General features: G+C 68.8%; 12 protein-coding genes. 7 read left to right on the top strand and 5 right to left on the bottom strand.

Translation table 11 applies throughout. The features are described 5' to 3' along the window. Positions 1 to 174 precede the first annotated feature (174 nt). Positions 175 to 1,407 carry a glycine C-acetyltransferase gene (locus H507_RS0103910; RefSeq protein WP_022909419.1) on the bottom strand — a complete coding sequence of 411 codons (1,233 nt, stop codon included), beginning with the start codon at positions 1,405 to 1,407 and terminating at the stop codon, positions 175 to 177. Between the two features lie 2 nt (positions 1,408 to 1,409). Then, positions 1,410 to 2,438 carry an L-threonine 3-dehydrogenase gene (gene tdh, locus H507_RS0103905; RefSeq protein WP_022909418.1) on the bottom strand — a complete coding sequence of 343 codons (1,029 nt, stop codon included), beginning with the start codon at positions 2,436 to 2,438 and terminating at the stop codon, positions 1,410 to 1,412. 119 nt (positions 2,439 to 2,557) lie between these two features. On the opposite strand from tdh, the gene H507_RS0103900 reads away from it, so the two are divergent. Then, positions 2,558 to 4,003 carry an L-serine ammonia-lyase gene (locus H507_RS0103900; protein ID WP_084707615.1) on the top strand — a complete coding sequence of 482 codons (1,446 nt, stop codon included), beginning with the start codon at positions 2,558 to 2,560 and terminating at the stop codon, positions 4,001 to 4,003. 225 nt (positions 4,004 to 4,228) lie between these two features. After that, the gene (locus tag H507_RS0103895; RefSeq protein WP_022909416.1) at positions 4,229 to 5,344 is read left to right on the top strand and encodes an ABC transporter ATP-binding protein; all 1,116 of its coding nucleotides are present in this window, start codon (positions 4,229 to 4,231) and stop codon (positions 5,342 to 5,344) included. A gap of 130 nt (positions 5,345 to 5,474) precedes the next feature. On the opposite strand, the gene H507_RS0103890 is transcribed toward H507_RS0103895, so the two are convergent. After that, a complete protein-coding gene (locus H507_RS0103890; RefSeq protein ID WP_022909415.1) occupies positions 5,475 to 6,056 on the bottom strand; it encodes a GNAT family N-acetyltransferase in 582 nt (193 codons plus the stop codon). A 179-nt stretch (positions 6,057 to 6,235) separates the two neighbouring features. Here H507_RS0103890 and H507_RS0103885 point away from each other — a divergent pair, with 179 nt between their 5' ends. Both H507_RS0103885 and H507_RS0103880 read left to right on the top strand, forming a co-directional pair. Further along, a complete protein-coding gene (locus tag H507_RS0103885; protein ID WP_022909414.1) occupies positions 6,236 to 7,402 on the top strand; it encodes a trans-sulfuration enzyme family protein in 1,167 nt (388 codons plus the stop codon). 14 nt (positions 7,403 to 7,416) lie between these two features. Continuing rightward, the gene (locus tag H507_RS0103880) at positions 7,417 to 8,826 is read left to right on the top strand and encodes a DUF4032 domain-containing protein (RefSeq protein ID WP_425393302.1); all 1,410 of its coding nucleotides are present in this window, start codon (positions 7,417 to 7,419) and stop codon (positions 8,824 to 8,826) included. 4 nt (positions 8,827 to 8,830) lie between these two features. On the opposite strand, the gene H507_RS0103875 is transcribed toward H507_RS0103880, so the two are convergent. Continuing rightward, the gene (locus H507_RS0103875; RefSeq protein WP_022909412.1) at positions 8,831 to 9,271 is read right to left on the bottom strand and encodes an RbsD/FucU family protein; all 441 of its coding nucleotides are present in this window, start codon (positions 9,269 to 9,271) and stop codon (positions 8,831 to 8,833) included. Positions 9,272 to 9,383: 112 nt separating this feature from the next. On the opposite strand from H507_RS0103875, the gene cysS reads away from it, so the two are divergent. Together cysS and rlmB are read left to right on the top strand one after the other, a co-directional pair. Further along, on the top strand, positions 9,384 to 10,862 hold the full coding sequence (gene cysS / locus H507_RS0103870; protein ID WP_022909411.1) for a cysteine--tRNA ligase: 1,479 nt from the start codon (positions 9,384 to 9,386) through the stop codon (positions 10,860 to 10,862). Then, positions 10,862 to 11,806 (top strand): 23S rRNA (guanosine(2251)-2'-O)-methyltransferase RlmB, encoded by a 945-nt coding sequence (gene rlmB / locus H507_RS0103865; RefSeq protein WP_022909410.1) that lies wholly within the window; start codon positions 10,862 to 10,864, stop codon positions 11,804 to 11,806. Before cysS ends, rlmB begins: the two co-directional genes overlap by 1 nt. A 117-nt stretch (positions 11,807 to 11,923) precedes the next feature. Here rlmB and H507_RS17175 read toward each other — a convergent pair whose 3' ends face one another. Then, positions 11,924 to 12,766 carry a DUF559 domain-containing protein gene (locus tag H507_RS17175; protein WP_022909409.1) on the bottom strand — a complete coding sequence of 281 codons (843 nt, stop codon included), beginning with the start codon at positions 12,764 to 12,766 and terminating at the stop codon, positions 11,924 to 11,926. A gap of 279 nt (positions 12,767 to 13,045) precedes the next feature. On the opposite strand from H507_RS17175, the gene H507_RS0103855 reads away from it, so the two are divergent. Next, a complete protein-coding gene (locus tag H507_RS0103855) occupies positions 13,046 to 14,485 on the top strand; it encodes a glycine hydroxymethyltransferase (RefSeq protein WP_022909408.1) in 1,440 nt (479 codons plus the stop codon). Positions 14,486 to 14,544: the final 59 nt, after the last annotated feature.

Below are 14,544 nucleotides of genomic sequence, written 5' to 3'. Positions count from 1 at the left end.
CTGAGGGAGGCTCAGGACCGACAGGCTCCGGACTGGCTGGATCCGGCCTGGGTGAATCCGGACTGGGAGGCTCCGGACTGTGGGACTCCATCGGGGGTCATCCACCTTCGACTGGGCTACGAGGTCGTCTCCACTGTAGCGGCGCTGCCCCCGCAGCAGCCGGGGCGGAGAGCCTCAGCCGACCCGCTCGCGCGCCAGCTCGAAGGCTGCCACCGCCCGCTCCAGGTCATCACGGGTGTGCCCCGCCGACATCTGGGTGCGGATCCTCGCCTTGCCCTGGGGCACGACCGGATAGCTGAACGCTCGCACATAGACCCCTTCGGCCAGGATCAGGTCGGCCATCCGGGCGGCCTTCACCGCGTCACCGATCATCACCGGGACGATGGCGTGGTCGGAGCTCGGGATCTCGAACCCGCGACTGGTCATCTCGGCACGGAACCAGGCCGTGTTCTCGTTCAACCGGTCGAGCAGCCCCGACGAGGTGCCGAGCAGTTCCAGCACGGCCAGTGAAGCGGCCGTGATGGCGGGCGCCAGTGAGTTCGAGAAGAGATACGGACGAGACCGCTGTCGCAGCATCTCGACGATCCCGGCGCGGGCAGTGGTGTAGCCGCCCGACGCCCCACCGAGTGCCTTGCCGAGGGTGCCGGTGACGATGTCGACGCGGTCCTGCACCCCGAACTTCTCGGGGGTGCCGGCACCGGTCGGCCCCACGAAACCGACGGCGTGTGAGTCGTCCACCATCACGAGCGCGTCATGGGCGTCGGCGAGGGCGCAGATCTCGTCAAGGGGGGCCACGTACCCGTCCATCGAGAACACCCCGTCGGTGGCGATCAGCCGGTAGCGGGCATCCTTCGCCGCGACCAGTTGGGCCTCGAGGTCGGCCATGTCGCGGTTGCGGTAGCGGTACCTGGCGGCCTTCGACAGTCGGACACCGTCGATGATCGAGGCGTGGTTGAGCTCGTCGGAGATGATCGCGTCCTGAGCTCCGCAGAGCACCTCGAACAGTCCGCCGTTGGCATCGAAACAACTCGAGTAGAGGATGGTGTCGCGTCCCCCGGCATGGTCGGCGTGCCCGGGCCCGTAGACGAACCTCGCGATCGCGCGCTCCAACTCCGAGTGCTGGGTCTGGGTACCGCAGATGAAGCGCACCGAGGCCATCCCGAATCCCCACCGGTCCAGCGCCGACTTCGCGGCGTCGATCAGCACGGACGAGTCGGCCAGGCCCAGGTAGTTGTTGGCGCAGAGGTTGATCGCCTGCCCCCCGGGCCCGGCCGGGCTGGCACCGACCCCGATGTGGGCCGACTGCGGGGTGGTCAGCGGGGCCTCATCCTTGTAGAGACCGTCGGTGCGCAGCTGCGTGAGCTGGGCTTCGAGATCGGCGAGCAGACGCTCGGCTGGCGCGTGCATGGTCAGTCCTCCCAGTTCATGACGATCTTGCCCGAACCGCCCGAGCGCGCTGCCGCGAAGGCTGCCTCGTGCTCGCGGTGGCTGAAGCGGTCGGTGATGACCCCGGAGATGTCCAGGCCCGACTGCAACAGGACGGCCATCGAGTACCAGGTCTCGAAGATCTCGCGGCCGTAGACACCCTGCAGGGTGAGCATCGAGAAGACGAGCTTCGAGAAGTCGATCGAGATCTCCTTCGAGGGGATGCCGAGCATCGCGATGCGGCCACCATGGGTCATGTTGGCGATCATCTCGGTCAGCGCAGGACCGGCCCCGGACATCTCGAGACCGATGTCGAACCCCTCACGCAGGTTGATCGAGTCCCAGACGTCGGTGACCCGCTCGCGGCCGACGTTGATGGTGGTGTCGATGCCCAGTCCCTTCGCGAGCTCGAGCCGCTCGTCCGAGAGGTCAGTGATGACCACGTGCCGGGCCCCGGCGTGCTTGGCCACCAGGGCCGCCATGATTCCGATCGGACCAGCTCCCGAGACCAGGACGTCCTCGCCCAGGGGGTTGAACTGCAGGGCCGTGTGCACGGCATTGCCGAAGGGGTCGAAGATGGCAGCCACGTCGGGGTCGACCGGGTACCGGTGCACCCAGATGTTCCCGGCGGGGATGGCGATGAACTCGGCAAACGCACCGTCGATCTGCACCCCGATGCCACGGGTGTTGATGCACAGGTGGCGCTTGCCCGCCAGGCACGCCCGGCAGCGTCCGCAGACGAAGTGACCCTCGGCCGAGACGAACTCGCCCACCTCGAGATCGGTGACCGCTGACCCCAGTTCGACGATGTCACCGCAGAACTCGTGGCCCACGACGAGAGGGGTGCGGATGTTCGCCTGGGCCCAGCCGTCCCACGACTCGATGTGCAGGTCGGTGCCGCAGATGCCCGTGCGGCGCACCTTGACAAGCACGTCGTTGGGCCCGACCCGGGGCATGGGCATCTCGACCAACTCGAGTCCTGGTGCGGCCTGAGTCTTGACGAGCGCCTTCAACGTTCTCCCCTTTGCGGTCTTCACGCCCGGCGGTTGCCGGTCTCGCGGTGGTGACCACACCACCACACCGGTTCCCGGCCTGTCATCTCAGGGGGCGGACAGAGCACCGGCCCTGCGCGATGCCATGTAGGGGCGGGTTCTCGGGCAGACTGGCGATCGTGGTGGTCAGCGTCTTCGACATGTTCAAGATCGGCATCGGGCCGAGTTCGTCGCACACGGTCGGACCGATGCGCGCGGCCCGCTCGTTCGCCGAAGTGGTGGCCGGGTCTTCCGCCTTGCCCGCCGTCACCCGGGTGAAGGCCGAGCTGTTCGGCTCGCTGGGTGCCACCGGCCACGGACACGGCTCCGAGGCGGCCGTGCTGCTGGGCCTGGAGGGCGAGCGGCCCGAGTCGGTCGACACCTCGAGCACCGCCCAGCGGGTGGCCGCCATCAAGGAGCACCGATCGCTACGACTGGGAGGCGCCCTCGAAGGCGGCGGACGAGACCTCCGCTTCGACGACGACGACCTGGTGATGTGGCGGAATCGCGCCCTCCCCGGCCACCCCAACGGCATGGTCTTCACCGCCTGGGCGGGTGAGGAGGTGGTGGCACGCCGAACGTATTTCTCCATCGGGGGTGGGTTCGTGCTCGAGGGTGCCCCCGAGGGTGGGTTGCGGCTGGCACCCGACCCCACCGTGGTGCCCCATCCGTTCCGCAGCGGCACCGACCTGCTGGCGGTCTGCCGGGACCATCGGCTCTCGATCCCCGAACTGATGTGGGCCAACGAACTGTCCCGTCGCCCCGATCCCGCCACCGCCGCCGATGAGGTGCGCGCGGGCCTGCTCGAGATCTGGCGGGTGATGACCGAGTGCATCGACCACGGCACCTCGACCACCGGGGTGTTGCCGGGGGGGCTCAAGGTGCGGCGCCGGGCGGCGAAGATGCTTCGCGACCTGGAGGCCCAGTCGGGGCTTCCCGGCCAGAGGCCGGACCCACTGGCCGGCATGGACTGGCTCACCCTGTGGGCGCTGGCGGTCAACGAGGAGAACGCTGCGGGCGGGCGGGTGGTGACGGCGCCCACCAACGGTGCCGCCGGCATCATCCCCTCGGTGCTCAGCTACGTGCACCATTTCCTGCGCGATGACGAGCAGGCCGTCCTGGACTTCCTGCTGACCGCCGGTGCCATCGGCTCGATCTACCAACAGACGGCCTCCATCTCGGGCGCCGAGGTGGGGTGCCAGGGTGAGGTGGGTGTGGCCTGCTCGATGGCCGCCGCCGGGCTCACCCAAGTACGCGGTGGGACGACCCAGCAGGTGTGCAACGCCGCCGAGATCGGGCTGGAGCACCACCTGGGACTCACCTGCGACCCGGTCGGCGGGCTGGTGCAGATCCCCTGCATCGAACGCAACGCCGTCGGCGCCATCAAGGCGGTGACGGCCTCACGGTTGGCCCTCGCCGGCGACGGCAACCAGGTGGTCAGCCTCGACCAGGTCATCAAGACGATGATGCAGACCGGTCAGGACATGAAGACCAAGTACAAGGAGACCGCCAGGGGCGGGCTCGCGGTCAACATCGTCGAGTGCTGACACCCTTGCCGGGTCGGCTGAGCGTGAAAGGTCACGCCGAGGTCTCGATTTGACCCAATGGGCAACCACCCTGCCCATGCGAACCCTGCTGTGGCAGACTCCATCCCAGACACCAGCCCGCTCCGTTGCGGGGAAGGGGTCCACAACTCAAGCGCCCCACCGGGGTGCCGTGATTCCACTACGGATCGTCGGGCACGTACCTGCCCGTGGAAAGGATTGTCAGAAATGGCAACTGTGAGTTTCAAGGACGCCACGCGCGTCTACCCCGGGGCCGAGCGGGCCGCCGTCGACAAGTTGAGCCTCGAGGTCGGTGACGGCGAGTTCATGGTGCTCGTCGGCCCCTCGGGCTGTGGCAAGTCCACCTCCCTGCGCATGCTCGCCGGTCTGGAAGAGGTGAACGCTGGCGGCATCTTCATCGGTGACCGCGACGTCACCGACCTTCCCCCGAAGGACCGCGACATCGCCATGGTCTTCCAGAACTACGCGCTGTACCCGCACATGAGCGTGGCCGACAACATGGGCTTCGCGCTGAAGATGCAGAACGTCAACAAGGCGGAGCGTCAGACCCGCGTGCTCGAGGCCGCCAAGCTGCTGGGCCTGGAGGAACTTCTCAACCGCAAGCCGAAGGCGCTCTCGGGTGGTCAGCGTCAGCGCGTCGCCATGGGTCGTGCCATCGTCCGCAACCCGCAGGTCTTCCTGATGGACGAGCCGCTGTCGAACCTCGACGCCAAGCTGCGCGTGCAGACCCGTACCCAGATCGCCGCCCTGCAGAGCCGCTTGGGCGTCACCACCGTCTACGTGACCCACGACCAGGTCGAGGCCATGACGATGGGTGACCGCGTCGCGGTGATGAAGGACGGCGTGCTGCAGCAGGTCGACACCCCGCTGGCCCTCTACGACACCCCGCGCAACCTGTTCGTGGCCGGCTTCATCGGTTCGCCCGCCATGAACCTGATGGAAGGTTCTCCCACCGAGGGCGGTATCAAGATCGGCGACTACGTCGTTCCCGTCTCGCGCGAGACCCTCGAGCGGGCCAAGGGCGAGAAGTCGCTGACCGTTGGCATCCGTCCCGAGGTCTTCAACCTGGCCGATGAGGGCCAGGACGGCATCGGCGTCGACGTGGTGGTGGTCGAGGAACTCGGTGCCGACGCCTACCTCTACGGCACCCTGTCTGGCCTGTCGGAGGACCAGAAGATCACCGCCCAGCAGATCGTGGCCCGCATCTCGAGCCGTCGCCCACCGCAGCGTGGCGCCAAGGTCCGCCTGACCGTCGACCCGGAGCACGTGCACGTGTTCTCGAACGAGACCCAGGACCGCATCTCGGAGCACCGTCACTCCTGATCCGTGCTCCTCGCACGAGGACCACGTCGGACGAGGGCCCCGTCCCCTGCAACTGCAGGCGACGGGGCCCTCGTCCGTTGGTGACCCGGCTCACCGTCACCGGCCAGCGGTCGGCTCGCGTCAGGGCCCCTCAGGTCTGCAGGCGGATGGGCGTCAGCGACGGCCGGGGATCGGTGACCAATCTGGCCATCGCCACCACGTCGAAGCGCTGGTCGCCGTGGGTGAGCTTGTCCCGCTGCAGTCCCTCCTGCACGAACCCGGCCGCGCGGGCGACCCGACCCGAGGCGGGGTTGTTGACCCGATGGCCGAGTTCAAGTCGGTGGAGCCCGAGACCGGGCGCCTGGTCCGGGTCTGCGTGCGGGCTCGGTCCCGGGCCTGCCATCGGGCTCAGGGCCCAGGTGGCGACCGTTGCCGCCGCCCGGCACATCAGCCCCCGCCCGCGCCCTGGTTGGCCCATCCAGTAGTGGAACCAACCCGTGGAGTGGTGCTGGTCGATCGCACTCAGACCCACCGATCCGATGGCCACGCCACGCTCGGTCAGGGCGAAGATGGCGTTGCCCGGCAGCTGGGTCCACGAGATCCAGTCACGCGCAGCGGCAAGGTCGGTCAGGTCGGGCGACTGCGGCCCGAGATCGGGGGTGCTCCGGTACAGCCGCAGCAGGGCGGGCGCGTCGGCATGCGTCCAGGGGCGCAGCAGCAGGTCATCACTCATGGTTCACCCACGGTGCCACAGATGCCTCCGGTCCCGCCGTCACTCGCTCCGCGACCGCCTCGCTTCCCCGCTGCGTCACCCCGCTGCGTCCCCCGGGCGCGGCGTCCCGCTGACGCCCAGCTCCGCCCCCACCGTGGCCACCAGGGGTCGGCCGCAGGCTGCGGCACTACCCTCGTCCCATGAGCGAACCACCTGCGATCTCACGGCTCACCCGCGGACTGCGTCACGGTCTGGGCACCGATACCGGTCAGCGCGCGATCGTGCCCCCGTGGTACCCGTCGACCAACTACTCCTTCGACGACCTCGGCCAGCCGGGGGGCGACTACGACTACGGCCGCACCAACAACCCGACGCGGTCACTGGTCGCCGAGGCGCTGGCCACGCTCGAGGGGGGTGCCGGTTGCGTGTTCACCTCGTCGGGCATGTCGGCGGCCTCGCTGGCAGTGCTCGCGCTCGTCCCCACGGGCGGACGAGTGGTGGCCACCCACGATCTCTACGGCGGCACCTGGCGACTGCTCGAACGGTTCAGTGACCAGTCACGGCTCACGGTGGACTTCGTCGACCTGACCGACCTCGACCTGGCCGGCGCCGCGCTGCAGCGGCCGGTCGACCTGCTCTGGGTCGAGACCCCCTCCAACCCCTTGCTGCGGATCAGCGACGTCCGCGCCCTGGCCGACCTCGGGCACGCGGCCGGCGCCACGGTGCTGGTCGACAACACCTTCTGCTCCCCCTTGCTGCAGCAGCCCCTCGACCTCGGCGCCGACCTGGTGATGCACTCCGCGACCAAGTTCATCAACGGCCACTCCGACGTGATCGCGGGCGCCCTGGTGTCCCGCGACGTGGCCCTGCACGACGACCTGTCGGCCTGGGCGAACACCCTCGGGGTCACGGGCAGCTCGTTCGACGCCTGGCTCACCCTGCGCGGACTGCGCACCCTCGAGGTGCGGCAGCGGGTGCACGAGCAGAACGCCCTGGCGGTGGTCGACCTGCTGCGCCAGCACCCGGCCGTCAGCGCCGTGCACCACCCCAGTCAGGTTGAACACCCCGGCCATGAGGTCGCGGTGCGCCAGCAGTCGGGTTTCGGGTCGCTGGTCAGCCTCGACCTGCACGCTGGACGAGACGCCGCCTCGACCGTGGTGCGCAACCTGCACTGCTTCGACCTGGCCGAATCGCTCGGCGGGGTCGAGTCGCTCGTGGCCCACCCCTCGTCCATGACGCACGCGGCGATGCCCCCGGAGGTGCAGGCTGCCGCCGGGATCACCCCGGGGTTGCTGCGCCTGAGCGTTGGCATCGAACCGGTGGCCGACCTGCTCGCCGACCTGCGTCACGCCCTCGACCAGATCTGAGCGTCCCACTGGCCGTGGATGCCAGAATGGACGACGTGCCTCGATTCCTCTCCGCTCGTCCCGACACGCGACTCGTGCCGCTGCCGTGGGGCACCCCCCTCGCGGAGTGGCCGGTCGAGCGACTGGTGGCGCTGCCACGAGGCATTTCGCGGCACGTCGTCCGGTTCATCAAGGTGGGTGACTCGGTCTACGCCGCCAAGGAGGTGATCGAGCACCTCGCCATCCACGAGTACCGGCTGCTGCACGACCTGAAGCGGTTGGGAGCCCCCGGCGTCGAACCGGTCGGCGTGGTCACCGGACGAGTCGACTCCGAGGGTCAGGCACTCGACCCCGTGCTGATCACCCGACACCTCACCTTCGCGCTCCCCTACCGCTCGCTGTTCCACTCCGGGGTGCGCCATGACACCGTCATCCGGCTGATCGACGCGCTGGTGGTGCTGATCGCGCGGCTGCACCTGCTGGGCTTCCTGTGGGGCGACATCTCGCTGTCGAACGTGCTCTTCCGTCGCGACGCCGAGGAGTTCGCGGCCCATCTGGTCGACGCCGAGACCGGCGAACTGCACGAGGTGCTCACCAAGGGTCAGCGGGAACACGACCTGCAAATCGCTCGCACCAACATCTTCGGAGAGTTCTGCGACCTGGAGGCCGGCGGACTGCTGTCGGAGTCCCTCGACCCGCTCGCCCTGGTCGACACCATCGAGACCCGTTACCGCGAACTGTGGGCCGAGCTGACCGACGTCGAGGAGTTCCCCGGCTCGGAGATCGACCGTGTCGAGGGTCGGGTGCGCCGGCTGAACGCGCTCGGGTTCGACGTCGCCGAACTGGCCATCAACACCTCCGCCTCGGGTGACCGGATCAGCATCCAGCCCAAGGTCGTCGACGCCGGCCACCACTCACGTCGGCTGCTGCGACTGACGGGGCTCGACACCGAGGAGAACCAGGCCCGGCGCCTGCTGAACGACCTCGACACCTACCGTGCCCGCACCGGACAGAAGCACATGGACGAGGCCGTCGTCGCCCACCAGTGGCTCACCCAGGTGTTCGAGCCGGTGCTCGACCAGGTTCCGCACGACCTCAAGGGCAAGCGCGACAACGCCCAGATCTTCCATGAGGTGCTCGACTACCGGTGGTACGAGGGGCAGCACCAGAACCGTGAGGTGCCCCTGCTCGAGGCAGCGGGTGGCTACGTGAGGGATGTGCTCTCCACACTGCCGGACGAGGCGATGAGCCAGGACTCCATGATCCAGCTCGCCGACGGCAGCCCACTCAAGCTGCACAACCCGTTCGACCCCTCGGAGGGTTTCGCCGACCCCGACTACGAGCGTCCGGTCGACCCGTGGGAGCAGGAGGCCGAGAACGTCGACCTGGCCGCCGCCTCGCGGCTCGACATCAACGCCCTGCGCGCCAAGGCCAAGAAGGCCTGAAGGCTCAGGGAACGCCGATGGTGAGCAGCAGGTTCGCGTACGGGCGAACCTCACCGGTGGCGACCACCAGCGCCACGTCCCTCGACCAGCAGGCCTCGTAGAAGGCCATCCGCTCGATCCCCGACCAGTCGACGGGCCGTCCGCCGGCATGGTGCTGGTCGGCCAGCAGTGAGGCGAAGTCGACCACGGCCGGGGAACGGCCGTCGTCCGCGCCCGGGTCGACCATGAACGAGGCCGCCTCGATCGGGCAGGCACCCGCGATCAGCCGCACCACTTCGGCGGCGGGCACCATGCCAGGGGTGAGGTTGAGCTGAACCCTCGGGACGCCGGGGGCAGCGCCCGTGGCGTGCGGGAAGAGGGCGTCGGCGACCAGTATCTGGGAGCCGTGCCCGGCGCGGGCCAGACCGGCGAGCAGGTCGGGATGAAGGATCTCGGTGCGAAGCATGGCACGACACTAACCGGGCGTGGCCCGAGCGCGGGAGGGGCCTCCCGGTGTCGAACGGGAACGGGCAGGCCTCGTCATGCGCACGGTCGGGGCTTGCACCTAGAATCCTCGGGTGAGCTTGCGCCTGTACGACACCGCCTCCCGTGGCATTCGTGACTTCGAGCCCCTCGTCGAGGGCGCGGTCTCGATCTACCACTGCGGCCTGACCGTGCAGTCCAGCCCCCACCTCGGCCACATCCGCAAGGAGGTGGTCTTCGACGTGTTGCGTCGTTGGCTCACCCATTCGGGCTATGAGGTGACCGTGGTGGCCAATGTGACCGACATCGACGACAAGATCCTGGCCAAGTCGGCGGAACGCGGGGTGCCGTGGTGGGCCCACGCCTACGAGTTCGAGAACGAACTGCACGAGGCCTACCGCTCCCTGGGCTGCCTGCCACCCACCTATGAGCCGCGGGCGACCGGGCACATCCCCGAGATGATCGAGCTGATCGAGGCCCTGATCGAGCGCAATCATGCCTACCCGGCCGCCGACGGCTCCGGAGACGTCTACTTCGACGTCCAGTCCTGGCCGGCCTACGGCTCGTTGTCCGGCCAGCGGGTCGACGAGATGGAGCCCGCCGAGGACGCCGACCAACGCGGCAAGCGTGATCCTCGTGACTTCGCCCTGTGGAAGGGCCACAAGCCGGACGAGCCCAGCACCGCTTCCTGGCCGAGCCCGTGGGGTCGCGGTCGTCCGGGGTGGCACATCGAGTGTTCGGCGATGGCCGGCAAGTACCTCGGCGACACCTTCGACATCCACGGTGGCGGGATCGATCTTCGCTTCCCCCACCACGAGAACGAACTGGCGCAGTCGGCTGCCGCCGGGCGCGGTTTTGCCCAGTACTGGATGCACAACGCGTGGGTGACCATGGCTGGCGAGAAGATGTCGAAGTCGCTCGGCAACACCGCCCGGGTCTCCGAGGTCACACGGGTGCACAACCCCCGCGCCGTCAGGTTCTTCCTGCTCGCGCCCCATTACCGCTCGATGATCGAGTTCTCGGCCTCGGACGAGGGCACCCGCGGCTCACTGGACGAGGCCGCCCGGGCCATCGATCGGATCGACTCCTACCTGGCTCGTTCGTCCGAGGCACTGGCGGGGCACTTCGGGGCCGGTGCCGTCGGCGTGACCAGTGACGGAACCCCCGAATGGGAGGCCTTCTCGGCCTCGATGGACGATGACCTGGGCACCCCGGGTGCGGTGGCGGCCCTCTTCAACGCCGTCACCGAGGGGAACAAGGCGATCGCCGCGTCGGACCTGCAGGCGATCATCGACCATGACCTCGCCGTTCACCGCATGCTCGACGTGCTGGGTCTCGACCCCGCGAGGCCGGAGTGGGCGCACCTGCGGTCGGCGTCCGATGACGGGCTCGAGCCGGTCGTCGACGGGTTGGTGCAGGCCCTGCTCGAGCAGCGTGGTGTGGCGCGGGCCCGCAAGGACTGGGCCGCGGCCGACGCCATCCGTGACACGCTGGCCCATGTGGGTCTCAGGATCACCGACACCCCCCAGGGTGCGACCTGGCAGCTGGACCCCAAGGAACTGGAGAAGAACTGATGGCCGGCAATTCATCGCGTCGCGGCGCGACCACCAAGGGCAAGAACAAGACTGCCGGCTCCGGAGGACGCATCCGCCGGTCCCTCGAGGGCAAGGGGCCCACCCCCAAGGCCGAGGACCGCACCTACCACAAGGCGTACAAGGCCAAGCAGGCCGCCGCCCGCAGGCAGCCGTCCTCGCGGGGCAACGTGCCCAAGGCGGCCACCGCCGCCGACTGGGTGATCGGACGCAACCCCGTCTTCGAGGCGCTGGAGGCGGGACTACCCGTCAGGCGGGCCTACATCGCCGAGGGCGCCGAACGCGACGACCGCATGCGCGAGATCCTGAAGTTCACCGCCGAGCACTCGATCCCGATGCTGCAGGTGACCCGGGCCGAGCTCGACCGCATGACCGGGGGTCTGGTGCACCAAGGCGTGGCGGTGCAGCTTCCCACCTTCGAGTACCTGCACCCCGACGACCTGTTGGCCCAGACCGTCGAGTCGGACGAGCCCGGCCTGGTGGTCGCACTCGACGGCGTCACCGACCCGCGGAACCTTGGCGCGATCGTGCGCTCGGCCGCAGCGTTCGGCGCCCACGGGGTGCTCATCCCCGAGCGGCGCTCCGCGCAGATGTCGGCCGCCGCGTGGAAGACCTCCGCCGGGGCCGCGGCACGCATCCCGGTGGCTCGGGCGACCAACCTGAACCGTGCGCTCGAGACCTTCACCAAGGCGGGCTTCACCATCATCGGGCTGGCGGGCGACGGCGAGACCGACATCTCCGGTGTGCCCGGGGTCGACGGCCCGGTGGTGCTCGTGGTCGGTTCCGAGGGTGAAGGTCTGGCCCGGTTGGTGAGGGAGCACTGTGACGTGCTGGCCCGCATCCCGATCGGGAGCGACACCGAATCGCTGAACGCCTCCGTGGCCGCCTCGATCGCGCTCTACGAAGTGATGCGCTGCCGGGGCTGAGCCTCCCTGCTCTCGTTTCATGGACGCGGCTGCTCCTCGACTCCCCCGGCGCCCTCGTGGCAGCAGGTTGCTCCAGGATCGGACAGAGGGCCTCCCCCGACACGGGCGCGGCCGTCCTCACGCAACCTGCTGCGTCACCCGCGCTCTGAGGGTCCGGAACCGGTGCACCCAGGTGGGTATCTCCTCGAGCGTTGTCGAGGTGAACCTCAGGACCGTCCAGCCGGCGTACTGCAGCCAGTTGTGGCGGGCGGCGTCACGCTCGAGGTCTTCCCGGGTGCGGTGGAACGACCAGCCGTCGAGTTCGATGGCCAGCCCGAGAGCCGGGATGGCCATGTCGATGTAGAAGACGTGGCCCTTGATCCGGACGCGATGGTTGGCGTGCCACCCCTTGATGCGGTGGCGCCGCATCAGGTTGTGCCCGTCACGCTCGAGCTCTGACCAGGGCTGGTCCCGGGATTCGTGCAGGAGTCTGCGGCGCAGGGTGTTGCCACGGCGCCAGTTGAACTCATCCATGGTCTGGTGCAGGAGCGGCAGCGTGACAACCCGACGGCGCAGGCCCTCGTCGATCGCTCGCCCACCCACGTCGTCCACCAAGTCGAGCACTGTCAGCGGGGTTGCGGTGAGTCTCAGCTCGCCCCAACGCATGACCAAGCCTCCGGGGATGGCGCGCGCGGTCGGGTGCAGCCACTCCGGAGCCCCCCGGAACCGGGCCCCGTCGACATGGACGTCGTCGCTGGGCAGGTCGGGCCAGAAGTCCAGGCGGGCTGCGGTCGTCCGCGACAGCACAGCGCTCGGCCGCAAGCCCTGCACTGCGAGCACTCGGTGGATCCACGAGCCGGACTCATCGGCCGTGTAGGCGCCCGGGAGGATGCGGGTCAGATTCCCGTGGCGCACCTTCTGGTCAAGCCGGCTGCGCTGGTCCGAGGGGAGCTGTTGACGGATGATGACGGAGTTGTCCATGACTTCAGTGCACGGCCATGGACGGTCGTTCCGGGGATGTCCACAGCACCAGCCGTGGACCAAGAATCTGTCCACAGATTGCAGCCATTCGCCGCGCAGACAGCAGATTGCTGCAGGACGGTGTCGCCGGGCTGATGTCGGCGGTCAGGGCCGATCTCGAAGCAACCCGCTGCACTGACGGCCCCCAGCACCACCGTGGCGCGGCCCATGGAAGCGCGGAACTCCCCCGGGCCCCTCGCGGTAGATTGACGACCACACCGATCTCCGAGGAGCACGCCCGTGTCCAATGCGAACGCCGAACTCGCCAGCGCCTACCAGACGATCCTTTCCGTGATCGAAAAGGTGGAGCCGAGGATCGCCGAGGCCACCCGGCAGGAACTGGTCGACCAGCGTGAGTCGCTGAAGCTGATCGCGAGCGAGAACTACGCCTCGCTGCCGGTGCTGGCAACCATGGGGACCTGGTTCTCGGACAAGTACGCCGAGGGCACGGTCGGCCACCGCTTCTACGCCGCCTGCCAGAACGTCGACACCGTCGAGTCGGTGGCCGCCGAGCACGCCCGCGCACTGTTCGGAGCCGAGTACGCGTACGTGCAGCCCCACTCGGGCATCGACGCCAACCTGGTCGCCTACTGGGCGATCCTGGCCCAGCGCATCGAGTCACCTGCCCTGGAGAAGCTGGGCGCCAAGACCGTGAACGACCTCAGCGAGGCCGACTGGGAGACCCTGCGCAAGACCTTCGGTGAGCAGCGCGTGATGGGCATGTCGCTCGACGCCGGCGGTCACCTCACCCACGGCTTCCGCCACAACATCTCGGGCAAGATGTTCCACCAACGCTCCTACGGCACCGATCCCGAGACCCAGCTGATCGACTACGACAAGTTGCGGGCCGATGCCCGGGAGTTCAAGCCGCTCATCCTGATCGCCGGCTACTCGGCCTATCCCCGCCGCGTGAACTTCGCCACCATGCGCGAGATCGCCGACGAGGTGGGCGCCACCCTGCTGGTCGACATGGCCCACTTCGCGGGACTGGTCGCCGGCAAGGTCTTCACCGGCGACGAAGACCCGGTGCCCCACGCCCACGTGGTCACCACCACCACCCACAAGTCCCTCCGCGGACCCCGTGGCGGCATGGTGCTGGCCAAGCAGGAGTTCGCCGGCGCAGTCGACCGTGGCTGCCCGATGGTGCTCGGCGGTCCGTTGTCGCACATGATGGCCGCCAAGGCCGTGGCCCTGGCCGAGGCCCGCACCCAGGAGTTCCAGACCTACGCCCAGAACGTGGCCGACAACGCGAAGGCGCTGGCCGAAGGATTCCTCAAGCGTGGCCAGAAGCTGGTGACGGGCGGCACCGACAACCACCTGGTGTTGCTCGACGTCGGCCAGTACGGCCTCACGGGACGCCAGGCCGAATCTGCCCTGCTCGACGCCGGCGTGGTGTCGAACCGCAACTCGGTGCCGCAGGATCCCAACGGTGCCTGGTACACCACCGGCGTCCGGCTGGGCACGCCCGCGCTGACCTCGCGCGGTTTCGGCGCGGAGGACTTCGACCGGGTCGCCGAACTGATCGTCGACGTGCTCACCAACACGTCTGCGAACCCGACCGCATCCGGAGCCCCGGGCAAGGCCAAGTACACGATTGCCGACGGTGTGGCCGAACGCACCAAGGCCGCCGCTGGCGAGATGCTGACGGCGCACCCGCTGTACCCCGGACTGGAACTCTGAGCAGGGAGCACGACACCGGCGTGCTCGCGAAGTCTCGCGAGCACGCCGGCGCTGCGGTA

The organism is Aestuariimicrobium kwangyangense DSM 21549 (genome assembly GCF_000421525.1).
Lineage (GTDB): Bacteria > Actinomycetota > Actinomycetes > Propionibacteriales > Propionibacteriaceae > Aestuariimicrobium > Aestuariimicrobium kwangyangense.
The sequence above is the reverse complement of the archived record's forward strand: the minus strand, read 5'-3'. Positions and strand labels throughout refer to the sequence as shown.